Below are 24,225 nucleotides of genomic sequence, written 5' to 3'. Positions count from 1 at the left end.
ATTGCGGTCAGCGATGATTGACGATCAGCTGCATCGCATCGACGACGACCGGAGACTGGTCATCGGCGAGTCGAAAACGAAACTCAAGGGGGCCGCTGGCTGGCAATCCCGTGAAATGGCGGCTGCTACCACGCGCCGTATCGAGGCGCAGACAGCGTTGCTGCAGGCACAGTCGTGCTTCCAGATCCGCACCAGGCGCTACGCGGTATTGCCAGCTGATGCTGTCGATGACTCCATTGGTATGGCCGCTGGGAGGTGTCAGTAGCGCCGAGCTCTGGTCCAACTGACGGGAGGCCACGGTGAGGCGTGGGGCGGCAGCCACCCACGAGCCCGGTGCGGCGAAAATGGGGGTGGCAGTGCTCAGTGCCCCTGCACTCAGCAGCACCATCAACAACCAACGGCAGCCGGCAGTGAGTGTCATGACGTTCCTCCCACCAGAGTGGTGACCCGCAGCATGCGGTCGTCAGGAATCTCGGCCTGGGACATCACCACCAGATGTTGCAGGCGACGACGCAGGAAGCGGGCCAGCACCGGGCGCAGGCTATGGGTGACGACCATGACCGGTGGCTCGCCACTACTCTCATGGCGCTGCAGGGCACTTTCGGCCTGGCTCATCAGGGTCTGGGCCAGGCCCGGTTCCAGCGCGCCACTGCCGTTCATGGCCTGGTTGAGCACCTGCTCGAGTTGTGGCTCCAGCCCCATCACGTTGAGCGTTTCCTGACCGGCGAACCACTGCTGGGTGATCGCACGTCCCAGAGCGATGCGCACCAGGCTGGTCAGTTCGGTTGGGTCCTGCTGATGTGGGGCATGCTCGGCGAGGGTGTCGAGAATGGTGCGCAGATCGCGAATCGAGACATCCTCGTCGAGCAGTTGCTGAAGAATGCGCGTGAAAGTGGTCAGCGGGATGGCCTTGGGCACCACTTCCTCGACCAGTGACTTCTGTTCCTCGCCGAGCTTGTCGAGCAACTTCTGGACTTCCTGGCGGCCCAGCATCTCTGGTGCATGTCGATGGAGAAGGTGATTGAGGTGGGTGGCGACCACGGTGCTGGCATCGACCACGGTGTAGCCATAGACCTGAGCCTGTTCGCGCTGGCTGGTGTCGATCCAGACTGCCGGCAGGCCGAAGGCCGGATCCTGGGTCGGTGTGCCATCGAGTTCCCCGGAGACATGGCCGGGGTCAATTGCCAGCCAGCGCCCTGGCCAGGCGTCGGCGCGACCCACCTCGGCACCCTTGAGCGTGACGCGATAGGTAGTGGCGCCGAGTTCGAGGTTGTCACGGATATGTACCACCGGTGGCAGGAAACCGACCTCCTGGGCGAACTTCTTGCGCACACTCTTGATGCGTCCAAGTAGCTCGCCTTTCTCCCGGGCATCGACCAGCGGAATCAGGCGGTGGCCCACTTCCAGACCGAGGGTATCGACCAGTTGTACGTCGTCCCAGCTGGCTTCCGGGGCTTCGGGCGCTGGCTCGGATGGTTGCGCCTCCTGTTCGGCGACCAGGCGGCGCTCCGAGGTGCGAGTCATCCACCAGGCGAGTCCGCCCAGCACCGCGGTGAACAGCAGGAACACCAGGTTGGGCATACCCGGCACCAGACCGAGCAGACCCATGACACCCGCGGCCAGCAGCAGTACCCGCGGGTTGGCGAACAACTGGCCGATCATCTGCTGGCCGACATCCTGCTCGGTGTTGACGCGGGACACCGTGACACCGGCGGCGGTCGAGATCACCAGTGCAGGAATCTGCGCCACCAGGCCATCACCGATCGCCAGCAGAATATAGGTGCGGGCAGCGTCGGAGAACGCCATGTCATATTGCAGCAGGCCGATCATCAGGCCGCCGAGGATATTGATCGCCATGATCACCAGCCCCGCCATGGCATCGCCACGCACAAACTTGCTGGCGCCGTCCATGCTGCCGTAGAAGTCGGCCTCCTGAGAGACCTCTGCGCGGCGCTGGCGAGCATCGTCCTCACCGATCATCCCGGCATTGAGGTCGGCATCAATGGCCATCTGCTTGCCGGGCATCGAGTCGAGCATGAAACGAGCGCCGACCTCGGCAATGCGGCCCGCGCCCTTGGTGATGACCATGAAATTGATGATCACCAGAATCAGAAATACCACCAGGCCTACGGCAAAGTTGCCACCTACGAGGAACTGGCCAAAGGCTTCGATGACCTTGCCTGCGGCATCGCCACCCTCGTGGCCATCCATCAGCACGACACGGGTCGAGGCCACGTTCAGCGATAGACGCAACAGGGTGGTAAACAGCAGCACCGCCGGGAAGGCCGCAAAGTCCAGTGGCTTGCTGGTGAACATGCTGACCAACAGCACCATGATCGAAAGTGCGATGTTGAAGGTAAAGAACAGATCGAGCGCGAAGGGCGGCAGCGGCAGGATCATCATCGACAGGATCATGAGGATCAACAGCGGGCCGGCGAGCACCTTCATCGGGATGTCGGCCATCCAGTCGCGCCGGGTCAGATAATGGCTCAGCGCCTTCATCGGCGATCTCCTGAAGCTTGCGGGTGTGGCCGGCAGTCACGATTGTCAGCGCTGGCTAGCGGATAAATGGTGGTCATGGGGCAGTGCCGTTGGTGTCCGGAGCCGGGACAGCGAGGCTGTCCGGGACTGCGATGGAGTCGGGTGTCGGAGGCGGCTCGCCGCCCTCGGTGGCCGCGCGTTTCAGGCCGAACGCCCAGGCGAGAACTTCGGCCACGGCGTTGTAGAGGTCGAATGGGATTTCGTGTTCGAGGTCGACATGCTGATACAGGGTTCGCGCCAGCGGAGGAGCCTCCAGCAGAGGGACACCTGCTTCACTGGCGACTTCACGAATACGTGCGGCCACCGTATCGACACCCTTGGCCACCACCCGTGGAGCACCCATATTGTCTTCTCGCCAGACGAGAGCCACGGCGTAATGGGTGGGGTTGGTGACCACCACATCGGCATTGGGCACCTGGCTCATCATGCGACCGCGAGCGATGGCCTGTTGCTGCTGACGGATTCGGTTCTTGACGTGTGGATCGCCCTCGGACTCCTTGAACTCCTGTTTGATATCTTCTCGGGACATGCGCAGCTTCTTGGCGTGACTCCACATCTGATAAGGCACATCGATCAGGATCACTACGATCAATGTCATCACCATCAGTGCACAGGCCTTGGCGATCAGGCTGAGTGCCGAGGCGAGGGCGGCGCTGACTGGCATCGCCATCAGGTCGAGTGCCTCGCCAAGGTGCAGGAAGATGAAGTAGACCCCGACACCACCGACAAGCACGGACTTGGCGATTGCCTTGGCCAGTTCAGCCAGTGCCTGGCTCGAGAACAGGCGTTTCATGCCCTTGGCGGGATTGAGCCGCGAGAACTGCGGCTTGAGCGACTTGCCACTGAACAGCCAGCCGCCGAGCAGCGCCGGAGATAACAGCGCGATCAGCATCAGCAGGATGAAGAGCGGAATCAGGCTGAACAGCGAACGCTGTCCCAGAGACAAGGCCTGGGACAACATCGGCATGGTTTCCATGGCCTCACGGCGCTCGAAGAGGAAGGCCTGCTCCATGACGCCGCCGAGCTGGTTGTAGAGCATGGCGCCTGTCGACCACAGGCCGATGACACCACCCAGCAGCAGTGTGAAGGTCGCCAGTTCGCGGGAACGCGCAACCTGGCCCTCCTCACGCGCCTTTTCCAGGCGCCTGGGCGTGGCCTGTTCGGTCTTTTCCTGATCGCTGCTCTGGTCGGCCATGTCGGGTCATCGGGCACAAGAACTCATCTCGATCTATTGTGCGCGTGCCCGACAGGGCTAAAGGACGGAATAGCGCTTGAAAGCGAGCCTTATCCAGGCAAACCACGAGCTATGCTGGGCGACGGCCAATAGCGGCCGTCGCCCAGCATGCAGACGAAGGTGTCACCTATACCAGTGTCTTCGTGGCGTTAGTGAGTGACCTCGCGCAGACGCTTTTCCGGCTGAACCTAGAAGCCCAGCTCGTCGAGGAGATCGTCAACCTGAGCCTGGCTGGCGACAACATCCTCGGCTTGCTTGTCGATCTGTGGACCGTTGAGCAGCTGCTCCTCGCGCTCGACCTTACGCTTGAGGGAGTCCCGAGCCTCGCCGTCCGGAGCATTGTCGATCAGTACCTGGATCAGTTGGGTCTCGATCTCCTGGATGACGTCCATCATCTTCTTGATCACCTGGCCGGTGAGGTCCTGGAAATCCTGGGCCATCAGAATCTCGAGCAGTTCCTGCTGTGTCGCTTGAGTATGGTTTGGCACCATCGTCAGATAGGCCCGGGTGTCGCTGACCAGGTCGCGTGCCTCTCCCAGATCGCAGGGCGCGTCGAACCAGTCGTCCCAACGCTGCTGGAGCGCTGAGGCATGTTCGCCGAGAGTATCCTGCAGAGGCTGGGCCCGGTCGATGGCATTCAGTGAACGGTCTGCAGCCTGCTCCGTCATCGACACGACGTAGTTGAGACGATCCCGGGCATCGGGAATGGCCTCTGCGGCTCGCTCGATCTCCTTGTCGAGGCCCAACTCGCGCATGCTGTCACGCAGCAGACGGGTGACATGACCGATGCGCTGCACCAGATCATCGGTCTGGTCCGGTTGGTAGCTGCTGGCGGTTGGTGGTTGCGTCATGCTTGTCTCCTGCTGGTGGTAGGCCAGGTCGATTGGGTTACCTGTCACATGCCCAGCTTCTCGAAGATCTTGTTCATCTTTTCTTCCAGGGTGGCGGCCGTGAACGGCTTGACCACATAACCGTTGGCGCCGGCCTGGGCAGCGGCAATGATGTTTTCCTTCTTGGCTTCGGCCGTCACCATCAGCACTGGTAGAGCCTTGAGGGCATCATCGCCACGAATGGTCTTGAGCATCTCCAGGCCATCAAGGTGGGGCATGTTCCAGTCGGATACCACGAAGTCGAAGCCCCCTTCACGCAGGCGTGTGAGGCCTTCCTGGCCGTCCTCGGCCTCCTCGACATTGGTGAAGCCAAGCTCCTTCAGCAGGCTGCGGATGATGCGGCGCATGGTAGGGAAGTCATCGACGATCAGAACGCGCATGTTCTTGTCGGGCATTTGCCAATCCTCTCAAGGTGGTTATGACGAGTAGTGGGGGCTGTGACCAGTGCTCGGGTTGATGAGGAGCACCTGGATTCATGAAGCGCATCTGGGTTCATGAAGCGCACTTGGGTTTATAAAGCGCAAGCTACACACGTTGGAGACGGCCAGAGGCAGCCACCAACGCCAGCAGTCGGGCGGGAATATCCGCCAGTGCGGCGACTTCCGTGGCCGCGTCGATGGCAATCGCCTCGCGTGGCATGCCGAACACCACACAGCTCTGTTCGTCCTGGGCAAGTGTGGTGGCCCCGGCCCGGCGCATCTCCAGCAGACCTGCCGCGCCATCCTTGCCCATGCCGGTGAGCAGCGTACCCACGGCATTACGCCCGGCATGACGTGCCGCCGAGGCGAATAACACATCCACCGAAGGCCGGTGGCGATTGACCGGCGGTCCATCGTGCAGCCGTGTGATGTAATTGGCACCGGATCTGGTCAGCTCAAGATGGTGACCGCCAGGGGCGATGTAGGCATGACCAGGCAGTAGCCGTTCGCCGTTTTCGGCTTCCTTGACGGTGATCTGGCACAGCCGGTTGAGTCGTTCGGCAAAGGATCGGGTGAAGCCACCAGGCATATGCTGGGCAATCAGAATTGCCGGGCTGTTGGCGGGCAACGGTTCCAGCACCTGACGAATGGCCTCGGTGCCACCGGTGGAGGCACCAATGATGATCAGCTTCTCGCTCGACACCATGGGAGCCGACAACCTCGTCACCGGACTGGCTGTCGGGCGACTCTGGCGTGGGCGCGAGCGTGCGGCGGCGCGAATACGGCTGACGATCTCTTCGGCGTATTCCAGCATACCATTGCGAATCCCCAATGACGGTTTGGCGATGAAGTCCACCGCTCCCAGTTCGAGGGCACGCAGCGTGACTTCCGAGCCAGCCTGGGTAAGTGATGACACCATCAGTACCGGCATCGGGCGCAGGCGCATCAAGCGCTCGAGAAAGTCGAGCCCGTCCATGCGCGGCATCTCTACATCCAGGGTCAGCACATCCGGGGAGTGTTGCTTGATCAGGTCGCGGGCAACCAAGGGGTCTGGCGCCACCGCCACGACCTCCATATCGGCCTCCGCGTCGATGATTTCCTTGAGTAGATTACGGACCAGCGCCGAATCATCGACACACAGCACCTTGATTCTGGATGCGCTCAATCGGTTCTCCTTGGCGGCAGAAGTGCCATGACGGGTCTGACGGGGCGAAAAATCATGACAGCCATATCGGCACGCTGGGAAAAAGCTTTAGGGACGGCCCGGGGGCTGTTCGCGGCTCAGGTCAGTTGGTACACCGTCTTGCCGCGTAGGCGGTAGGTGCTGTTCAACCAGGCGAAGTTCTCGGAGTGTCCGGCGAACAGCAGTCCATCGGGCTGCAGGTAGGCAACGAAGCGCTCGAGGATGCGCTGCTGGGTAGGCTTGTCGAAATAGATCATGACGTTGCGGCAGAAGATGGCATCGAAGCGACCCTGCAGCGACCACTGCGGGGCAAGCAGGTTGAGGATGTCGAACTGCACCCTGTCAGCAAGTTCCGGTCGGATACGTGCCAGTCCTTGCTGGCGTCCCTTGCCACGCAGGAAGTGTCGTCGTATCAGCTCCTGATCGAGTCGTGCGACCTGCTCGATGTCATAGACCCCACGCCGGGCGCACTCGAGCGCGTCGGTATCGATATCGGTCGCCACGACCTCGAAACGGTTGCTGGCGGTTCCGCCCAGCGCGTCGGCGAGCGTCATGGCGATCGTCCAGGGCTCTTCTCCGGTTGATGAGGCCGCGCTCCAGACGCGAATTCGGCCACTGCGCTGGCGCACGTGATCAGCGAGCAACGGGAAGTGATGAGGCTCGCGGAAAAAGGAGGTGAGGTTGGTGGTCAAGGCATTGATGAACGCTTGCCATTCGCTGGCCTGAGGATGGCGTTCGAGCTCGTTGAGATAGTCACTGAAACGCGTCAGGCCGTGATGCCTCAGGCGCTTGGCCAGGCGGCTGTAAACCATTTCTCGTTTGTGTTCGGCCAGCACGATACCGGCGCGCTGATGAATCAGCACGCGTACGCGGTGCAGGTCTCTGTCAGTGAGCACCAGATCCTGGGTGATGGGCGCCGCGTAACCGGTGTTGTTGGCCGTGGTGGTGCGGCTTGCTGATGACTCGTTCAAGCGGGTTCCTTTATTCCTGACAGAAGGTGGGGCGTAAGGCCGCCCCGTCAGTGAGTGCTGGTGCTGTAATCAGGTCAGTGGCGCCCGTAGGGCTCCCATTCCTCACTGCCATGCGGTTGGCGGTTCATGTCCGTGGCCAGCGTAGGCATCCAGCGTGCCAGGTTGCTGTCATCCGGTTGCTCCTCGCTGCCGTGCTGCTCCTTATAACCGCTCTGTTGCGTGTGGCTGTGCTGATCTTTGTAGCTGGGCTGATCTTTATGGCTGGGCTGATCGTCGAGTCGGAAGCGGCCCACCGTCGTCGCCAGCTGGCGGGCTTCAGTTTCCAGCTCGTCAGAGGCCGATGCCGACTGCTGAACCAACTGGGCATTCTGCTGGGTTACCTGTTCCATCTGAGCCACGGCGTCGTTGATCTGTTGGATGCCATGGCTCTGTTCTGCCGAGGCAGCGGCAATGTCATCCATGAGCTCACTGACGCGGGCCACTGCGCCGACGAGGTTCTCCATCACACGGCCGGCGTCATCAACGCGGGTGGACCCGGTTTCGACGCGCTTGAGAGAGTCATCGATCAGCGCACGGATTTCCTGAGCGGCGCTGGAGGAACGAGTGGCCAGTTTGCGGACCTCTTCGGCAACGACCGCGAAACCACGCCCATGCTCTCCAGCACGGGCAGCTTCCACCGAGGCGTTGAGGGCGAGGATATTGGTCTGGAAGGCAATGCCATCGATGGTACCGATGATGTCGGAGATGCGATGGGAGCCGCTGCGGATATCGTGCATGGTGCTGATCACTTCACCCACCACGGTGCCCCCTTCGCTGGCCACAGAACTGGCCTCACGCGCCAGTTGACTGGCCTGGAGGGCATTGTCGGCATTCTGGCTGACGGTCGATGACAGCTGCTCCATACTCGAGGCGGTTTCTTCCAGTGAGGCGGCCTGTTGTTCGGTACGCGCTGACAGGTCGGTGTTGCCGGCAGCGATGCGATGGGCGCCGAGATGAATTCGTTCACCGCTGAGGCGCACGCTGCCGACCGTAGTCACCAGCGCCTGCTGCATTCTGGCCAGATGGCGATAGAGATGACCGATTTCATTGTTGTTGAGTTCGGGAATCGGCTGCGAGAGATCACCTCGTTCAACGGCCTCGAAATGTCCCAGCAGATTCTTCAAGGGGCGCACCACATTGACGCTGACACCCCATAGCACGCTGATCATGGTCAGCACGGTAATGGCCATGATCACTGCCATTGCCCACTGCATCTGTCCGACACGGGTCATGAAGTCGCTGAACAGTGTCGTGCTGTGCTCTCTGGCGTTGGCAAAGAACGCCTGGCTGGCACTGTAGAAGGCATCGTTGAGTTCAACCAGCTCAGCGGTGTGGCTCTCGAAGGCTTCAGCATCACCGCGTGCCAATGCCTGTTGCTGGGGACGCAGGCCGCGCGCTATCAGGTTGGTGAAGGCCGCTTCCAGATCGCTGATCAGCTGGCCCTGGTCCTGTTGTGCCGGGAGCGCCAGAAAGTCGGCGAAACGCGTTTCGAGGCTGCTGATCTGGGGGCCGATACGCTCGGCTGACTGGGTCAGCATCCGCCGCTCGGCCTGTGCTGTGGCTTGTTGCAGCCCGGAGTGGAGCCCGCGCAGCTGGAGTTGCAGGTAGAGCTGCCTGGAATCGGTACGGTTGAGTGCCGCCTGCTGCTCGAGGTTGAGCTGGTTCAGCTCATGTATCGATGACTCGCTCAATTTGGCGGTATACAACCCGAGTGCGCAGAGTATGCCGACCAGGATCACGAAAACGCCCATGGCCAGCGACCAACTCAGGCGGATGCTCATGTTTCGGATGAATTTCATGCTCAATCTCCCCAGCAATCAGGCATGCAAGCCTGAGACCTGTCGCTGGTGTCTATCGTTGTTGTGGTGAACGGAAAGCGGGCGGAGCCTGGCGCTGTCCATGTACTTGCCATTCATGAACTTGCCATTCGTGAACTTGCCGCTCAGGAATTGCCATCGAGTTGCTCGACCAGCGCCATTTCCTCGTTGCTCAACAGGCGCTCGATGTCGACCAGCACCAACATGCGATCGCCAACACTGCCCAGACCGCTCAGATAGTCCGAGGACAGCGTGACGCCGAAGTCAGGGGCTGGCTTGATCTGCTCGGGAAGCAGGGCCATCACATCGGAAACGCTGTCGACCACGATGCCGATCACGCGTTGGCCGACATTGACCACGATGACCACGGTCTGGTTGTTGTACTCGGCACTGTCGAGCGCGAAGCGCAGGCGCAGATCGACAATCGGTACGATGACACCGCGCAGATTGGTGACACCCTTGATGAATGCGGGAGCGTTGGCGATACGGGTGACGTTGTCGTAGCCGCGGATCTCCTGCACCTTGAGGATGTCGATGGCGTATTCCTCGCTACCGAGGGAGAAGATCAGAAACTGGCGCTGGTTGAGATCAGCGGCCGCCGAGCCGCTGCTGTGGCCAAGATCGGTCATGGCGTATTGTCCTCCGCTGGGGTGGTGGAAGGAGAGGTGGAAAGCGAAAGAGCCTTGTCCGGTGACGTAGAGAGCTCGCGGTGCTTCTTGCGCTGGTAAAGTCGGTGCAGGTCGGCAATATCGAGAATCAAGGCCACGCTGCCATTACCGAGGATGGTGGCCGCAGAAACACCGGGGACTCGGCGGTAGTTGGTCTCGAGGTTCTTGACCACGACCTGCTGCTGGCCGATCAAGTCATCGACCAGCAGGGCATAGCGACGGCCTTCTCCTTGTACGATCACGGCGATGCAGTCTTTGGGCTCGGTGCCGGCATGGGCTACGTCCAATGCCTTGTGCAAAGCCACGATTGGCAGGTATTCCTCACGCACCCGAAGCATCAGGTCGTCCCCGGCCATGGTGTAGAGGTCCTGCTGAGTGGGCTGCAGCGATTCGATGACCGCCGACAACGGCAGGATGAACATCTCGTCGCCGACCTTGATCGACATGCCGTCGAGAATCGCCAGGGTCAGTGGCAGCACGATGCGTGTGGTGGTCCCTCGGCCGGATTGGGAATGGATCTCGACATGACCACCCATGGCCTGGATGTTGCGCTTGACCACATCCATGCCCACACCGCGCCCGGAGACATCACTGACCTCGGCAGCGGTGGAAAAGCCCGGGGCGAAGATCAACTGCCAGACCTCTTCATCGCTCATCGACTCCGAAACACTCAACCCACTATCGATGGCCTTGGCGAGGATGCGCTGGCGATCGAGTCCGGCACCATCGTCGATCACTTCGATAAGAATATTGCCACCCTGGTGCTGAGCCGATAGCGTCAGGCGCCCGGTGGGCGGCTTGCCGGCGGCTTCGCGAGCCTGCGGTGACTCGATGCCATGATCGAGGCTATTGCGCACCAGGTGCGTCAGCGGGTCGATGATGCGTTCGGTCAGGCTCTTGTCGAGCTCGGTGGCTTCACCTTCGGTGACCAGTTCGATCTGCTTGTCGAGGCGCGCGGCGAGGTCGCGGATCAAGCGCGGAAAACGGCTGAACACATAGTCCATGGGCACCATGCGAATCGACATCACCGCTTCCTGGAGGTCTCGGGCGTTACGCTGCAGCAGGCTCATGCCACTGACCAGCCCCGGATGATTGATGCCCTCCAGTTCGCTGACGGTCTGGTCGAGCATTGATTGTGTGATGATCAGTTCGCCCACCAGGTTGATGATCTGATCAACCTTGTCCACCGAGACACGAATCGAGCTGTTCTCGCGTGGTGCTGGTTTGCCGTTGCGGGGCTCCGAGGGGGCCGCCTGGGGAGTGGATGTCGCGGCAGAAGCGGCACTACCGCGCTGGGTGACACTGAGGTCATGATCGGCACCGATGGGGGTGTCGGCCTCCAGCGGGGGCGTGTCGGCTTCCAGCGGGGGCGTGTCGGTTTCCTGCGAGGGCGTGGCACATTGCTGCTCTACGCGGGTGACCTCGACCTGTTCCGGAGCGGCGATGAAGCACATCACTGCCTCGATATCCTCGGCACTGGCGCTGCTGGCCAGAATGACTTCGTGGCGCTGATCGCTGCCACGTCGTGCGATGACCTCACCGAGCTGACCGAGTTCTTCAATCAACAGCTCGCGATCCTTGTCCTGCAGGCCGATCAGCGTTACCTGCAGCAGGTTTTCCGCGTTTTCTTCCATGGTGACTGGAGTGGCGGAGGTGAGGTCTTCCTCGCTATCTTCTGTTCGGGCTTCCTCTCCGTTCTTGTCTGGTGGAGAGCTGGGTGTCTGGTCGGACTGGCCCGGAGTGCCGGTAGCGTCAATGCGTTGACCGATCTCTTCCTCGGCAATCTGCTGCAGTGTTTGGCAGATACGCTCGTAGGCCTCGGCATCCGGTGATGTGCCATTACGATAGGCATCGAGCTGATCGTTGAGCATGTCCTTGGTTTCCAGGAAGGTGTCGATGGTCTCGGCACGCAGCGCCAGCTCGCCCCGCCGAGTATGGTCCAGCAGGTTCTCGAAGATATGCGTGGTGCGCTGCAGAATATCGAAGCCGAAAGTGCCGGCCCCGCCCTTGATCGAGTGTGCGGCGCGGAAGATGGCGTTGAGCTGCTCAGTGTCGGGAGCGGCTGGGTCCAAAGCCAGCAGATGGCCCTCCATATCGGCCAGCAGTTCCTCGGCTTCCTCGAAGAAGGTGTCGTAGAAGTCAGAAAGGTCCATACCGATTACACCCTTGAATGATTATTGTGCGGCGACAGCAGATGCGTCAGTAGGGTCATCCGTGGCAACTCCTTGCACTGGGGCGGCCTGGTCGCGTGCTCGGGCAACCATGGTTTCGGCGCCCGCCATGCGTGGTGGCTCAGCCGCCGGTGCCAGAGTGCCGGGATGACGAATAAGCTCGGCGACGCTGGGGAACAGCACGATCAGTTCGATACGACGATTGATCGGGTCTTCCGCCTCGGTACCGGGCATCACTACCTGGTCGGCCAGACCGGCCACGCGCAGCAGTTTGCTGGCGGTCAGGCCTCCCTCAATCAATTCACGGCGTGAAGCGTTGGCGCGGTCGGTGGAAAGCTCCCAGTTGCTGTAGCCCTGATAGCCGTTGAGGTAAGCGAGGCTGTCGGTATGTCCACTGATGCTCAGCTCGTTGGGCAGGTCATTGAGCAGCGGTGCCATGGTGTACAGCAGGTCACGCAGATAGGGCGCAATGGCGTCGCTGCCGAGGGCAAACATCGGGCGTTGCTCATTATCGAGTAGCTGGATGCGCAGTCCTTCCTGGGTCATATCGAAGCGCAGTTGATTACGGATGCCTCTCAGGGTCGGGTCCTGTTCGATCGCCAACTCGATGCGACGCTGAAGGTCGCGGAAGGCGCGTTTCTGCTGCTCGCTGGGACGAGTCTGCATGCGTACATCGATGCGAGCTCGTTCCCCCTCGATGCTCATCGGGTCCGGTCCGCCTCCGGGGATTACCTGAGGACTGACAGCCTGACTATCTCCATTGGTCAGGGCGGTGAGTAGCGGGGTACTGAAGTAGTCGGCAACACCCTCACGGGTCTCGCGGCTCGATGACGACAGAATCCACATCACCAGAAACAGCGCCATCAGGGCGGTCATGAAGTCGGCCAGGGCAATCTTCCAACTACCGCCGTGGTGTTTGTGAACGACCTTGCGACGCCGAATGATGATCGGGCGGCGCTCACCGGGCGTGCTCATGCGCCCCCCGCACTCGTCTTGGCTTCACGGACATATTCTTCCAGCTCGGTGAAGCTCGGACGCTCGGCGGTGTGTAGTGCCTTGCGACCAAATTCCACTGCCAGTTGCGGTGGATAGCCGTGCAAGCTGGCCAGCAGCGTGACGCGCAGGCACTGCAGCATCTTTACCGATTCGCCGACCTGGCGCTCGATGCGGCTGGCCAACGGATTGATGAAGCCGTAGCCGAGTAGAATGCCGAGGAAGGTGCCGACCAGAGCATGGGCAATCATCACCCCCATCTCGGCGGGATCGGCTGCGGTGGTGCTGAGTGCCTTGACCACCCCCATGACCGCGGCCACGATGCCGAACGCCGGCATCGCATCTCCGACCTTGGCAATGGCATCCGCCGGGATGTGGCCTTCCTGCTCGAACATCTCGATCTCATGGAGCATCAGCTCATCGATTTCCATGGGCTCCATGCTGCCGGCGACCATCAGGCGCAGGTAGTCGGTGAGAAAGTTCATGATCATGGGGTCCGCCAGCACTCGCGGGTATTCATTGAACAGCGCGCTGTCGTCGGGGCTGTCGATGTCCCGCTCGATGGCCAGCATGCCGTCGCGCCGGGCCTTCGACAGCAGGCGGTACATCAGCGCCATCAGCTCCATATACATCTCCTTGTTGTAGCGCTTGGAGCGCCGCAACCGAGAGAAGATGCGCCAGGTGGCCTTGAGGGCCTTGCCATGGTTGGAGGCGATAAAGGCACCGAGACCAGCGCCACCGATCATCAGCAGCTCTGTCGGCTGAAACAGAGGGCCAAGACTGCCGCCGGAGAGCACGAACCCGCCGAATACAGACAACAGAACGACCAGAAATCCAATAGGTATCAGCACGACAGCTATCCTCTGCGAGCACGAATTGAGGTGTTGTAAGAGGTTATCGGCGGTGCGGCCCTGGACTTGAGCAAAAAGCTGGGTCACGGCCAGTGCGAGTCGCGACCAGCAGCAGTAGGGGGCGAGGGCAGGAAAGTACAGTAAGCGAGCGGCGTTGCTTGAAGGGAGTCAGGCGGCCCGGAGGCCGCCCGAGAAGGCGTGTCGATCAGGCCTGATGACTGAATATGGTCTGTGCTTGTTCGGCCTGGAGGCCGCGTTGACGCTGGCGAGTCTTGCCAGCCCGTGAGGGTGGCTGACAGATACCGCACACATAGTCGTGAGACGGTGAGTGCGCATGGGCAATGAAACCACCGCTGCAGCGTGTACAGGTCGACAACTGAAGCATGTCGCTCTCGAAGAAGCGGACCAGGGTCCAGGCGCGAGTCAGGCCGAGAACCGGCTCGGCGGCATCGATATCGATCTGCTCGGTATAGAGACGGTACGCTTTGATGAACGCTTCCATACGCTGACAGCCCTGCCCCAGCAGACGCTGGTAGAAGGCGTAGAACAGCGAGGAATGGACGTTCGGCAGCCAGGTAATGAACCAGTCGGTGGAGAACGGCAACATGCCCTTGGGCGGGGACATGCCGCGAACCTCCTTGAACAGGCGGATCAGGCGCGCACGGCTGAGATCCGTCTCGGTTTCGAGCACTTGCAGGCGGGCACCGAGTTCAATCAGATCGATCGCCAGCTGCACCTGCTGCATCTCACCAACAAGACTCTTGGTCGTTGCCATGCTCAATCTCCCAGCTCGGCTTGCAGCTGGGTACCCGCCATCAACAACGATGAATGCAGATGGGATAGCCCCTGTTCACGAGGGTTGTCGACGATCTGACGCAGCTGCTTGACGCTGCCGAGACTGAGATGGCAAAGCAATTGATTGGTTCGTGATACGCGCGTCAGCTGACGGGAGTTCAGACTGAGCAGCATATCCGCCTGTTCTTCAGTGATTTTCAGTCGTAGTAATGCGGTAGCACGATCGTCTGCCAGCAGCCTTCTGGCCAGCAGAAGATAGGCAAGATTCATGTCCTGAATCTCGTCGACCAAAGTGGTGGAGCTCATGATTCCCTGCCTCGTTTTTTCATTTTACCGCCGATCATCGCCGGCGTTGTCGAACGTGAAATGTTGCAATTTCGTGCTTGATTGGCCTGTTCTGCACGCATTTCCGCTCGTTTTGTTATTCAGCGGCGCTAGTGTGGCGTAATGACTTTGCTGCACAAGCACCGTTTCGCTCTGCTGTTGATGTAAATCAACGAATCGTAATCTTCTTATAAATAGCCCAGCTTTGGCTCCATTTCATGCCAATAATACTTAGGTTGAAAATAAAAATTACAAATATTTGAGAATTGAATCTATGAGTAACGCTTGTCGCGAAGTTCGTAAGTCCAGACCAACAATTCCGCGATAACGTCGTAGAGCTGCGGAGGGATTTGCTGATCGAGCTCCAGCTGCATCAACAGCGCCACCAGGGCCGGCTCATCGTGGACATGGACACCCTGGGTGCGAGCCTGCTCGATGATGCGCTCGGCGACATTGCCATAGCCCATGGCAACGACACGCGGCGCGTCAGACTGTTCACCGTAGGCGAGTGCTACGGCCTGGCGGCGGGGAGGAGAATCAGTCATCGGTTGGTGGTTCCTTGGCGAGGTGGTTCCTGAGCGATAGGGGAAGAGTCGCCAACGATGACATCGATCTGATCGAGACCATGGGCACGTAGTCGGGCGGTCAGGTCCTGTTGGTGCTGGCTCAGTTGCTGTCGGAGTTGTGTGCTGTCGGCGCCCAGTGTCAGGGCAAGTCGCGATTGCTGGAGGCGGGCGTCGATGGATACTGTGCCAAGCCCTTCCACTTCGAGGCGCATGGAGGCCTGCCAGGCTTGCTGCTGTGGCTCATCCTGCGTTTGTGAGTCCGACGGTGGCCTGTCGGGGTCGTGATACCTGTCGTCGGGCTGCACCATCAGCGCCATGAACAGGCCGGACCACACATCGCCTTCCCAACGCAGGACAGGAGTGGACAACAGTTCCAGTTGATGACGCACCAGCGTAGCAAGCGAGGGGTGAACGATCTGGCGAGCGCTCTGTGCCAGGTCTTCGGTGCGCTGTGGCTGACCTGAGGTGATGGGTTCACCGTCGCCTTGAACCCCCGCTAGCGGAGATTCCCTGGGCAGGAACCCTGAGGGTTGGCTGGCGCGCCAGGGAGCGGAGGCCATTCCCTGAAGCATGCTGTTCGCTTCGGCGGCGGCAGCGGGGCGGAACAGCAGCGCACGCCACATCTGCGGTTCCCGTGCCAGTTGCTCGCGGGGCATATCGCCCTTGAGCCAGTGGGCGAGGTGAGCTTCATAGAACAGCCCGCTGTCGCGGACACTATGACTCAGTCGAGTGGCGAGCTGGGAGACCAGTCCGTTGGAAGCCTCAAGCGTAGGGTTGGGGTTGATGGCGCTTGAGTTGATGGCGCTTGCGTTGATGGCGCTTGCGTTGATGGCGCTTGCGTTGATGACATTGGTGTTGATGGCGACGGTGGGGTGTGGCGAAGAGGTGGTCTGGCTCTGAAACGCCGGTGTATTGGCGGGAGCAGAGTTCAGTGTATTGGCGGGAGTAAAGTTCAGCAGGGGCTGACGAGGCAGAATCGCTGAGGACGGTGCGGGGAAGCGCAGCAACAGGTCTGCGATATGTTGTGCCGGCGCGCTCAGGCTGGTGATTGTCGATGGAGGTGTGCCGGCGTTGGGCGATGTGACAGCTGATCTGGTGCCGGACTCCCGGGAAGTTATGGCCGAGGAGCCACGGGCATCGAGGCGTGAATCGCTATGAACTTCGCGCGGGCCACGCCCCGGGTCGACCGCCTTGATCGGAGCGTTGAGGTCCCGTGGTGGAGGCAGATCGACACGCTTGCCCAATACCTGGTGGAGAAGCGTGTCGATCAGAGTGGTGATGCCGCTCACGACGTTTCCTGACGGAAGCGATTGCCAGCGTTGATGACCTTGCCACCGCTGTAGGCTCGGTGTAGGTCCTGTTGGCGACGCGATACCTGCAACATGTCTCCCAGGGCGTCACGGCGTTCGATCAACTGTTGGCGCAGCCGCATGTCGTTGTCGAGGATTGCCTCAAGGAGTTCACCGATGCGCGCCTGAGTGGCTTCATCGAGATGCTCGATCGGTAGCGGACCGCCGATGCTGGCAACCTCGGCGATGTAATCCGTTTCCATGGCGATCAGCTCGTCCCACTTGTTGTTGTGGCTGAGCTTCAGCATGCGCTCGGTGAGTTGCAACAGAGCTTCATATTGCTCGATGAGGCGCGCGCGCTCAGCAGCATAGGGGCATCGGGCGTAGGGCATGAGCACCTCGGTCAGTTGGGAGTAGAGCCAATCTCACGCCAGGCCGAGGCAATCTCCTCGATCAGGCGCTCGGATTCATCGAGGGCAGTAACATCCTGACGGAGGTTGGCTTCGATGAGGCGTCTGGCAATGTAGTCGTACAGACTGTCCAGTTGGGTTGCGATCGCTCCTCCGCGTTCACTGTCCAGCGCGGCACGCAGGCCATTGTTGATGATGTCGAGTGCCTTGGAGATGGCTTCCGCGCGGGCTCCGATTCGGCCATCCTGAAGGTGCAGGCGTGCGGCACGTATCGAGGCCAGTGCCCCATCAAACAGCATGACGATAAGCTGATGAGGGCTGGCGGACATCACCCCACTTTCGATACCCACACGAGCATAGGCGCTGGCTCCGCGGCCATAGGCGGCACTCATGGTCATGTTGACGTTCCTCCTGATGATAGCCCGCGGTTGGCGGGGCATGGTGCTGGTTGAGTCTGGCGGTGCTACTTACCGGTCTGGGCGTTCAAGGCATCGAACTGCTGTGTCAGGTAATCGCTGGTCTGGTTCATGTTGGCGATCAGGGTGTCGAGTTGACCGAACTGCTGCCGATAGCGCTCTACCGTGCTGTTGATGGTCTTCTCGGTACGCAGGTACTGAGCATCGAGAGTCTCGAGACGTGACTCGAAGCCGGTGGTGGCGTTATCCAGCAGACCACCATCATCGAGGATATTGCCGAGGGTGGTCGCCAGTTGGGTGGCGAAGCCTGCTGCCGGGGGCTCGCCGGAAGCGTCTGTTGTGCCGGAGAAGAAGGTAGCGAGGTCGCCGCGCTGGTGGGTGATGACGTCATCAAGCTTCTCGGCGTCGAGCTCGAGGGTGCCATCCAACTGCAGGGTAATGCCCAGGTCGCTCAACGAATTCAGGCTGCCGGCAGCGGCACTCGAGGTCAGCCCATTGCGCAGGCGCGCATCGATGTTTCGTAGAGTGGCATCACCCAGCAGTTCCCCAGCAGCGCCACTCTCGGAGTCGAAACTGGTCAGGCTGTCGGTGGTGCTCTGGAGGTTGTTGTAGCTGCTGACGAAGGTCTTGATCGCATCACGCAGTGCGAAGTTGTCGTTCTCGACCTTGATGGTGTTGTCGCCAGTCTCGTTCAGCGTCAGAGTGACACCCTCGATGGCTCCCTCGACCTTGTTGGAGGGACTGCTGATGGCGATGCCATTGACCGTGAGCTCGGCATTCCGCGCGCTGACGGTTTCTTCCATGGCATTGGTGGCCGCAGTGGCATCGAAGCTGAGCACCGACTCGAGCCCGGTTTCGGAGCCCGAGGCGCTGAATGACATGCTGGAAACGGACGCTTCGCTACCGGTTTCCTTGCTGGTCAGCACCAGACGGTAGGGTGTGTCCGGGTCACCATCATTGACGATACTGGCGCTCACGCCGGCATCCGAGGCGTTTATCGCGTCCCGAATGCCTTCCAGGCTGCTGTTCTCCTCACTGATCTCGATATCGACGTTCTCGCCGCCTACGCCCAGCGACAGGGTGCCGCCGCCCAACTGGCTATCGCGCTCGGCCATGCCGGATGTGGCCAGACTCTGGGACCGGGCAAGCTGAGTGACACTGACTTCATAACGCCCCGCCTGAGCGCTGGAGCTGTCGCTGGCGGTAATGCCATCACCTTCGACGCTGCTCGACAGGCTACTGAACAGCGCCGGATCCTTGAGCTTGCTGACCGCATCCTGGAAAGAGCTCAGCGCACTTTCGAGTTTGCCATAGGCCGAGATCTTCGCCTCGTAGCTGTTCTGTTTGGCGGCGATGGGTTCGAGTTGCTTGCGTTCCGCGGCTTCGAGCTGGTCAAGCAACCCATTGAGGTCGAGGCCAGAACCGATACCGAGTGATGAGATCGAGGGCATGACGTAATTTCCTTGTCGGTGGGCATAGTCTGCCAGCGAGACGCGTCTCTGGTGGTCAGAACAGACGCCAGATGTTGCTATATTTCGAGCTATCGGCAGGCGGAGAAGGAACTTGAGCGAGTATGAGTTACAAGAGGGAAGAGGGAAGAGGGAAGAGGGAAGAGGGAAGAAGTAAGAAGGAAGAGGGAAGAAGTAAGAAGGAAGAGGGATGAGTGGTGTGCTCCGCTGGAAGCCCGCAGCTTGCTGGCCCGAAAAGAAATTTCCCGCCCAGCCCTAAAGGTTTTGCGGCAGGCACCGATAACTGGGGTAACGGCCACCGGCGCCGTTGCGGCAGGCCAGAGAGGCCAGCCAATGGAGCCCCAACAACTTTATCGGGAAGGAATTCATCATGTCAGTGATCAATACCAACATCACCTCCATGATCGGTCAGCAGAACCTGGGCCGTTCACAGAACTCTCTGACCACGGCAATGGAGCGTCTGTCCTCTGGTCTGCGTATCAACAGCGCCAAGGATGATGCGGCAGGTCAGGCCATCGCCAACCGCATGTCTTCTAGTATTACTGGTCTCGCTCAGGCTCAGCGCAATGCCAACGACGGTATTTCTGTGGCCCAGACCGCTGAAGGTGCACTAAATCAGGTCAACGATAACCTGCAGCGTATTCGTGAGCTGACCGTTCAGTCTCAAAACGGTACAAACTCCACCGAAGACAAGCAGTCTATCCAAGACGAAATCAACCAACGCCTCGATGAAATCGACCGCATTTCAGGAGAAACTGATTTCAACGGGGTAAAGGTCCTAGCTAGCAATCAAACCCTTAGCATCCAAGTCGGCGCTAATGATGGCGAAACCATTGGCGTAAACCTGAATAAGACAGATCGGGAAAGTCTTGGTCTTGATGGTTTTAATGTTAGCGCCTTGTCTGGCCCTATCACCGAGATCACCGACACTAGCGCTGCTGGCGTAGTAACTACTACAGAAGTTGATTTTAGTGGTCTGGATAGCCTTACGGATGCAGGCGGAGCTCTTGAAGGTCAGAACCTGACGTTACGTGGTTACGGTGCTTTTGATGAAAGTGCCGGTACGTATGCTAATTATGCTATCGAAGATGAAAACGGTAATACTTACAAACTTGATAGTACTGCTTCTGCGACCGCTATCTCTTTTGACTCAGCTGCTGGAACATTTGCAATCGGCACAACAGCTGACACAGACTCAACAACACAAACAACAGCACTTGATGCAGCAGCTGCAGCATACACAACTGATGTGGAAGCAGGCCTGTCGTCTACTGCCAATCCGCTCAGCACGCTTGATGATGCACTTAAAATGGTAGACCAGCAGCGCTCAGACCTTGGTGCTGTCCAGAACCGCTTTGAGTCTGCGATTACCAACCTGAGCACCAACGAGACCAATCTCTCCGCGGCTCGTTCACGCATCGAAGACGCTGACTACGCGGTGGAAGTGGCCAATATGACCCGTGCGCAGATCCTGCAGCAGGCCGGTACTTCCGTGCTGGCTCAGGCCAATCAGGTGCCGCAGGGCGTACTGTCTCTGCTGCAGTAAGCGTTTCACTGCAGCAATGATCGGGACCCCCTCAGGGGAGACCCTTCGACAGGCGCCTTCGGGCGCCTGTCGTGGTTATGAACCCGGATCAAGACAACGTAACGTTTCTCTCCCTCGAATGGCTTTTCGACCAGGCTTGTGGTCATTCTTCGAGAAAAAGTGCCATGATGACTTTAATCGTCTGATTTTGTTGTTTATATCGTTATATTGCCTGTGTCGAGTATGAAATCGCCGAATTGCCACAGGTTTGTGCTTTTCCACGTCTGATTGGGGCTTGCCGAGCAGCGCTATCGTCGGTTCAGCGCACACTTGTATCTTGACGGGTATACATCATGGTTGATGATCGGAGGTCGTTGATGAAGGCGACTGCTGTTAGCCGGGCGCTGGGACAGGGAGACACCGCGCAGCATCCTGCGCTGATTGCTGGACTGGTACTCGACCATATGCCGGTGGGTATGGCGCTGGTCGATGCCGGGGATCGTATTATCTGGGCCAACGAAGCGCTGGTGAGCCTGTCATGCCCAGGTGGCGGTGATCTGGTGGGCCGGCGCATCAATGAACTGTTGCGACCGTTTGTGCATCTGCTTGGCGAAGGCGGCAGCTACCATACCCTCGACTTGACGGATGAGTGGCAGCAGGCGTGGCTGGCGGTGGACGATACCAGCAAGGCACGGCCTGGTCTGGTGTCCAGTGTGGCTTTCCACCAGGGGGGCGATGCCGGCATCTCGCTGCTGACGTTTGTCGATCTCGTCTCTGATACAGAACTGTTCCAGGCGCAGCCTGATGGAGATCTCGGCAGTATCGCCAGCGCCTGGATCTTCGAGGATCGGCTCAATCATGCCTTCGAGCGCGCCGATCGCCGCGAACAAGGCCTCGCCGTGATGATCATCCAGCTGAGTGGGTTGCCGCGAGTCATTATGGACCAGGGAGCGGAGGTTGCTTCACGCATCTCGCGCAGAGCCGGACGCCGCCTGCTGGCGACCTTGCGCCGCGAAGATAGTGTGATGCAACTGGATCGTCAGCGTTTCGGTGTGTTGGTGGAGTTACCGGCGACGCCCGAGGGCTTGCATGTGGTGGCGGAGCGCTGTCTTGAGGCGTTGGAGCCGCCATTCGTGCTGGCAGGGCATTCCAATGTGCTGATCGAGCCGAGTATCGGCATCGCCATGTATCCCGAGGACGGTGAGAGCGCCGCAGAACTGATGATCAACGCCGAGCGGGCGACAGCCAATGCCGCTCCCGGTACCCGCGCCTTCTTCGATGGCAGTATGCAGCGGCTGGTCGAGGAGCGTCAGGCGTTCCGCGATAGCCTGCAGGAAGCATTGATGTTTCCGCATCAGCATTTTCATCTTGTCTACCAGCCTCAGTTCAGTTTCGAAAACGGTCAGTGCTGTGGCCTCGAGGCGTTGGTCCGTTGGAGCCATCCTCAACACGGTGAGATCGAACCGGAAGTCTTCATCGGCGTCGCCGAGGAGATGCACCTCATCGAGCGTCTGGACCGCTGGGTCGTGGGGGAAGTGGTTGAACAACGTCGGCGTTGGCGACAGCGGGGTATTCCGCTGGGAGAGTGGCAGGTCGCCGTCAATGTCCATTCACGCCTGTTCGACCAGAATGCTTTCGACGGTCGGCCGTTGGATGTGTTCCTGCGCCAGTTGGATGATTCGCTCGACTGGTTGACGCTGGAGATCAACAGCAGTGGGTTGTTCGAGATCGGTGAGCGCCACTCGCACCTGTTGCGCCGAGTCACCTCGCTAGGGGTGAAGCTGGCGATTGATGGGCTGGGGAATTCGCCGATCGACCTGCTGGCATTGGCGGTTCTGCCGGTATCGGTGGGTAAGGTATCGCCACAGACCATACTCTCGCTGGGCCAGGCACCATCTTCGATGCGTCAGAGCATCCTGGCGCTGGTTCAGTGCCTGAAGACACTCGAGCTCGAGAGCGTCGCGGTCGGCGTTGAAACTACCGAGCAATGGGGAGCGGTGCACGAGCTTGGATTGAGCCGCGTGCAGGGCAACTTGATGAGCGTCCCATTGGATGCCGCGGCGCTGTATGACTGGGCGGTCGAAGCCGGACACTGCAAGGCGATATCGTGACGGGTATCGAGTTGCGCCGAGCCACTATGCAGAGGCCTGACGCGCGGTAGTTCGTCGTGGCGTGAGCCTGATAATACCCGGCATGGCTCTCGATGCTGGGCCTTTTGCGTTACCACGATCCCTGCAGCTCTCGGATATCTGAGCCCGACGATTCTTGCCCTTCGTTTTCGTCTCTGCGTTTTCGTACCTGCCTTTTCTGCCGCTTTATCCCTGACCTTTCCTTTTCCGGCCTACTCCAGATGCCTGAGCGATCTGGTTGTGCAGTGGTGATGTGACGCCTTGCCTGATATGCATATTATGCGACTACGTATGCGCATGGCTAATACCAAAGTATATTTTCTTTTAAAACAAATAATTATATAAAAATTATGCATGATCAAAATAGAGCATATTGCATACGTATGTCATTGCGGCTAGAACTAACCCACATGATCGGGGCGCTTGATCGATCAGCAGCAATATCAACAACAACCTCCAATTTGTACACGACGCAGCGCGGGCCACCGCCTGCAGGGAGTTACGCCATGTTCTTGTCTCGTCCACTGTTCTCGACTGCTCTGGCATGTGTTGCCCTGAGCACTTCCTTCCATGCCCTGGCAGCACCGGAGCGGGTCATTGATGTCAGCCTGCCGCTGGGCCCTGAATCACAACAGGGCATCGGTGTGCTGCGGTTTGGCGAGGAGTTGAAGCGCTTGTCTGAAGGGCGTCTGGAGATAGAGCCGCACTATGACAATGCGCTGGGCGCTGAACGGGAGGTCGTTGAAGGCATGGGATTCGGCATCATTGACGCCGGCATCACGTCCACTGGCCCCATGGGTGGCTTCGTCGATCAGTTCATGCTCTTCGATCTGCCGTATATCTTCGAAAATCATGCACATGCCTATGCTTTTCTCGACAGTGAGTATGGTGAACAACTCGCCCAGCTCGCAGAGCAGCAGATGAACGTCAAGATACTGGCGTGGATGGAAAATGGCTTCCGCCATGAAACCAACTCTGTGCGTGTCATCAATACACCTGATGACCTTCAGGGTATCAATCATCGTACTCAGGAAAGCCGAGTTCAGGTGGATACCTGGGAAGCATTGGGCGCCAATGCGACGCCTATGGCGTGGACTGAGGTCTATACCGCGCTTCAGCAGGGCGTTATGGACAGCCAGGAGAACCCGCTGGCGACTATCTACGACGTCAATTTCTTCGAGGTTCAGGATTATCTGAACCTGACAGGGCATGTCTATTCACCGGCACCGCTGATGATGGGCCTTGATCTGTTCAATTCGTTCAGCGAGGAAGATCAAGCCATCATCCTCGAAGCGGCACAGATCGCACTTCCGGTGCAGCGTGAAGCCAGCCAGGAACTGGAGCAGCGTTACCTCACGCAGCTGGAAGAAAAGGGCATGACCGTCACCCATCCTGAGTTGGCTCCCTTCAAGGAAGCCGTCCAGCCAGTGATCGACGAGTGGGCCCCCACCGTTGGCGAGGAACTGGTCCAGGCGGCCATCAACTTCGATTACTGAGCGTCGTTCGCCACCTGGCATCTCCCTGG

General features: G+C 59.6%; 22 protein-coding genes. 3 read left to right on the top strand and 19 right to left on the bottom strand.

Going from position 1 to position 24,225, the window contains the following annotated elements; translation table 11 throughout:
• Nucleotides 1–7 precede the first annotated feature (7 nt).
• The 19 genes from AR456_RS19945 to fliD all read right to left on the bottom strand — a co-directional run bounded on the left by AR456_RS19945 (nucleotide 8) and on the right by fliD (nucleotide 19,028).
• Nucleotides 8–421: a flagellar protein FlhE gene (locus tag AR456_RS19945; protein ID WP_021819363.1), complete on the bottom strand. Its 414-nt coding sequence runs from the start codon at nucleotides 419–421 to the stop codon at nucleotides 8–10.
• Nucleotides 418–2,502, bottom strand: coding sequence for a flagellar biosynthesis protein FlhA (gene flhA / locus AR456_RS19940; RefSeq protein WP_021819362.1), 2,085 nt, complete (start codon nucleotides 2,500–2,502; stop codon nucleotides 418–420). The genes AR456_RS19945 and flhA overlap by 4 nt, the downstream gene beginning before the upstream one ends.
• Before the next feature lie 73 nt (nucleotides 2,503–2,575).
• Nucleotides 2,576–3,736: a flagellar biosynthesis protein FlhB gene (gene flhB / locus AR456_RS19935; RefSeq protein ID WP_021819361.1), complete on the bottom strand. Its 1,161-nt coding sequence runs from the start codon at nucleotides 3,734–3,736 to the stop codon at nucleotides 2,576–2,578.
• Between the two features lie 227 nt (nucleotides 3,737–3,963).
• Nucleotides 3,964–4,626 (bottom strand): protein phosphatase CheZ, encoded by a 663-nt coding sequence (gene cheZ, locus AR456_RS19930; RefSeq protein ID WP_021819360.1) that lies wholly within the window; start codon nucleotides 4,624–4,626, stop codon nucleotides 3,964–3,966.
• A 44-nt stretch (nucleotides 4,627–4,670) separates the two neighbouring features.
• Entirely contained in the window at nucleotides 4,671–5,060 is a 390-nt protein-coding gene (gene cheY / locus AR456_RS19925; protein ID WP_021819359.1) for a chemotaxis response regulator CheY, read from the bottom strand.
• A gap of 130 nt (nucleotides 5,061–5,190) precedes the next feature.
• Nucleotides 5,191–6,249, bottom strand: coding sequence for a protein-glutamate methylesterase/protein-glutamine glutaminase (locus AR456_RS19920; RefSeq protein WP_021819358.1), 1,059 nt, complete (start codon nucleotides 6,247–6,249; stop codon nucleotides 5,191–5,193).
• A 116-nt stretch (nucleotides 6,250–6,365) separates the two neighbouring features.
• A complete protein-coding gene (locus AR456_RS19915; RefSeq protein WP_021819357.1) occupies nucleotides 6,366–7,238 on the bottom strand; it encodes a CheR family methyltransferase in 873 nt (290 codons plus the stop codon).
• Nucleotides 7,239–7,312: 74 nt separating this feature from the next.
• On the bottom strand, nucleotides 7,313–9,076 hold the full coding sequence (locus AR456_RS19910) for a methyl-accepting chemotaxis protein (RefSeq protein ID WP_021819356.1): 1,764 nt from the start codon (nucleotides 9,074–9,076) through the stop codon (nucleotides 7,313–7,315).
• Nucleotides 9,077–9,219: 143 nt separating this feature from the next.
• On the bottom strand, nucleotides 9,220–9,723 hold the full coding sequence (locus AR456_RS19905) for a chemotaxis protein CheW (RefSeq protein WP_021819355.1): 504 nt from the start codon (nucleotides 9,721–9,723) through the stop codon (nucleotides 9,220–9,222).
• Nucleotides 9,720–11,915, bottom strand: a complete 2,196-nt coding sequence (gene cheA / locus AR456_RS19900; protein WP_021819354.1) for a chemotaxis protein CheA — start codon at nucleotides 11,913–11,915, stop codon at nucleotides 9,720–9,722. The genes AR456_RS19905 and cheA overlap by 4 nt, the downstream gene beginning before the upstream one ends.
• A gap of 21 nt (nucleotides 11,916–11,936) precedes the next feature.
• Nucleotides 11,937–12,908, bottom strand: a complete 972-nt coding sequence (gene motB, locus AR456_RS19895) for a flagellar motor protein MotB (RefSeq protein WP_021819353.1) — start codon at nucleotides 12,906–12,908, stop codon at nucleotides 11,937–11,939.
• A complete protein-coding gene (gene motA, locus AR456_RS19890; protein WP_021819352.1) occupies nucleotides 12,905–13,777 on the bottom strand; it encodes a flagellar motor stator protein MotA in 873 nt (290 codons plus the stop codon). The genes motB and motA overlap by 4 nt, the downstream gene beginning before the upstream one ends.
• Nucleotides 13,778–13,982: 205 nt before the next feature.
• Nucleotides 13,983–14,552, bottom strand: a complete 570-nt coding sequence (flhC, locus tag AR456_RS19885; RefSeq protein WP_021819351.1) for a flagellar transcriptional regulator FlhC — start codon at nucleotides 14,550–14,552, stop codon at nucleotides 13,983–13,985.
• A 2-nt stretch (nucleotides 14,553–14,554) separates the two neighbouring features.
• Nucleotides 14,555–14,878, bottom strand: coding sequence for a flagellar transcriptional regulator FlhD (locus AR456_RS19880; protein ID WP_021819350.1), 324 nt, complete (start codon nucleotides 14,876–14,878; stop codon nucleotides 14,555–14,557).
• A 290-nt stretch (nucleotides 14,879–15,168) separates the two neighbouring features.
• On the bottom strand, nucleotides 15,169–15,441 hold the full coding sequence (locus tag AR456_RS19875) for an EscU/YscU/HrcU family type III secretion system export apparatus switch protein (RefSeq protein WP_021819349.1): 273 nt from the start codon (nucleotides 15,439–15,441) through the stop codon (nucleotides 15,169–15,171).
• On the bottom strand, nucleotides 15,438–16,751 hold the full coding sequence (fliK, locus tag AR456_RS19870) for a flagellar hook-length control protein FliK (RefSeq protein WP_021819348.1): 1,314 nt from the start codon (nucleotides 16,749–16,751) through the stop codon (nucleotides 15,438–15,440). Before fliK ends, AR456_RS19875 begins: the two co-directional genes overlap by 4 nt.
• Nucleotides 16,748–17,143 (bottom strand): flagellar protein FliT, encoded by a 396-nt coding sequence (fliT, locus tag AR456_RS19865; RefSeq protein ID WP_021819347.1) that lies wholly within the window; start codon nucleotides 17,141–17,143, stop codon nucleotides 16,748–16,750. The genes fliK and fliT overlap by 4 nt, the downstream gene beginning before the upstream one ends.
• 11 nt (nucleotides 17,144–17,154) lie before the next feature.
• Entirely contained in the window at nucleotides 17,155–17,559 is a 405-nt protein-coding gene (gene fliS, locus AR456_RS19860; RefSeq protein ID WP_021819346.1) for a flagellar export chaperone FliS, read from the bottom strand.
• Between the two features lie 65 nt (nucleotides 17,560–17,624).
• Nucleotides 17,625–19,028 (bottom strand): flagellar filament capping protein FliD, encoded by a 1,404-nt coding sequence (gene fliD, locus AR456_RS19855; RefSeq protein WP_021819345.1) that lies wholly within the window; start codon nucleotides 19,026–19,028, stop codon nucleotides 17,625–17,627.
• A gap of 388 nt (nucleotides 19,029–19,416) precedes the next feature.
• Here fliD and AR456_RS19850 point away from each other — a divergent pair, with 388 nt between their 5' ends.
• The 3 genes from AR456_RS19850 (at nucleotide 19,417) to AR456_RS19840 (ending at nucleotide 24,196) form a co-directional block, all read left to right on the top strand.
• Nucleotides 19,417–20,592, top strand: a complete 1,176-nt coding sequence (locus AR456_RS19850) for a FliC/FljB family flagellin (protein WP_021819343.1) — start codon at nucleotides 19,417–19,419, stop codon at nucleotides 20,590–20,592.
• Between the two features lie 356 nt (nucleotides 20,593–20,948).
• Entirely contained in the window at nucleotides 20,949–22,682 is a 1,734-nt protein-coding gene (locus AR456_RS19845; protein WP_021819342.1) for an EAL domain-containing protein, read from the top strand.
• Between the two features lie 524 nt (nucleotides 22,683–23,206).
• Nucleotides 23,207–24,196, top strand: a complete 990-nt coding sequence (locus AR456_RS19840; protein ID WP_021819341.1) for a TRAP transporter substrate-binding protein — start codon at nucleotides 23,207–23,209, stop codon at nucleotides 24,194–24,196.
• The last annotated feature ends 29 nt before the right edge of the window (nucleotides 24,197–24,225 follow it).

This window comes from Halomonas huangheensis, from assembly GCF_001431725.1.
Classification (GTDB): Bacteria; Pseudomonadota; Gammaproteobacteria; order Pseudomonadales; family Halomonadaceae; genus Halomonas; species Halomonas huangheensis.
The sequence above is the reverse complement of the archived record's forward strand: the minus strand, read 5'-3'. Positions and strand labels throughout refer to the sequence as shown.

What these genes read in the sequence shown, in the direction of transcription:
- AR456_RS19945 (WP_021819363.1), bottom strand. Translation starts at nt 421, where the DNA reads ATGACACTCACTGCCGGCTGCCGTTGGTTGTTGATGGTGCTGCTGAGT.
- flhA (WP_021819362.1), bottom strand. Translation starts at nt 2,502, where the DNA reads ATGAAGGCGCTGAGCCATTATCTGACCCGGCGCGACTGGATGGCCGAC.
- flhB (WP_021819361.1), bottom strand. Translation starts at nt 3,736, where the DNA reads ATGGCCGACCAGAGCAGCGATCAGGAAAAGACCGAACAGGCCACGCCC.
- cheZ (WP_021819360.1), bottom strand. Translation starts at nt 4,626, where the DNA reads ATGACGCAACCACCAACCGCCAGCAGCTACCAACCGGACCAGACCGAT.
- cheY (WP_021819359.1), bottom strand. Translation starts at nt 5,060, where the DNA reads ATGCCCGACAAGAACATGCGCGTTCTGATCGTCGATGACTTCCCTACC.
- AR456_RS19910 (WP_021819356.1), bottom strand. Translation starts at nt 9,076, where the DNA reads ATGAAATTCATCCGAAACATGAGCATCCGCCTGAGTTGGTCGCTGGCC.
- AR456_RS19905 (WP_021819355.1), bottom strand. Translation starts at nt 9,723, where the DNA reads ATGACCGATCTTGGCCACAGCAGCGGCTCGGCGGCCGCTGATCTCAAC.
- cheA (WP_021819354.1), bottom strand. Translation starts at nt 11,915, where the DNA reads ATGGACCTTTCTGACTTCTACGACACCTTCTTCGAGGAAGCCGAGGAA.
- motB (WP_021819353.1), bottom strand. Translation starts at nt 12,908, where the DNA reads ATGAGCACGCCCGGTGAGCGCCGCCCGATCATCATTCGGCGTCGCAAG.
- flhC (WP_021819351.1), bottom strand. Translation starts at nt 14,552, where the DNA reads ATGGCAACGACCAAGAGTCTTGTTGGTGAGATGCAGCAGGTGCAGCTG.
- AR456_RS19880 (WP_021819350.1), bottom strand. Translation starts at nt 14,878, where the DNA reads ATGAGCTCCACCACTTTGGTCGACGAGATTCAGGACATGAATCTTGCC.
- AR456_RS19875 (WP_021819349.1), bottom strand. Translation starts at nt 15,441, where the DNA reads ATGACTGATTCTCCTCCCCGCCGCCAGGCCGTAGCACTCGCCTACGGT.
- fliT (WP_021819347.1), bottom strand. Translation starts at nt 17,143, where the DNA reads ATGCCCTACGCCCGATGCCCCTATGCTGCTGAGCGCGCGCGCCTCATC.
- fliS (WP_021819346.1), bottom strand. Translation starts at nt 17,559, where the DNA reads ATGACCATGAGTGCCGCCTATGGCCGCGGAGCCAGCGCCTATGCTCGT.
- fliD (WP_021819345.1), bottom strand. Translation starts at nt 19,028, where the DNA reads ATGCCCTCGATCTCATCACTCGGTATCGGTTCTGGCCTCGACCTCAAT.
- AR456_RS19850 (WP_021819343.1), top strand. Translation starts at nt 19,417, where the DNA reads ATGTCAGTGATCAATACCAACATCACCTCCATGATCGGTCAGCAGAAC.
- AR456_RS19845 (WP_021819342.1), top strand. Translation starts at nt 20,949, where the DNA reads ATGAAGGCGACTGCTGTTAGCCGGGCGCTGGGACAGGGAGACACCGCG.
- AR456_RS19840 (WP_021819341.1), top strand. Translation starts at nt 23,207, where the DNA reads ATGTTCTTGTCTCGTCCACTGTTCTCGACTGCTCTGGCATGTGTTGCC.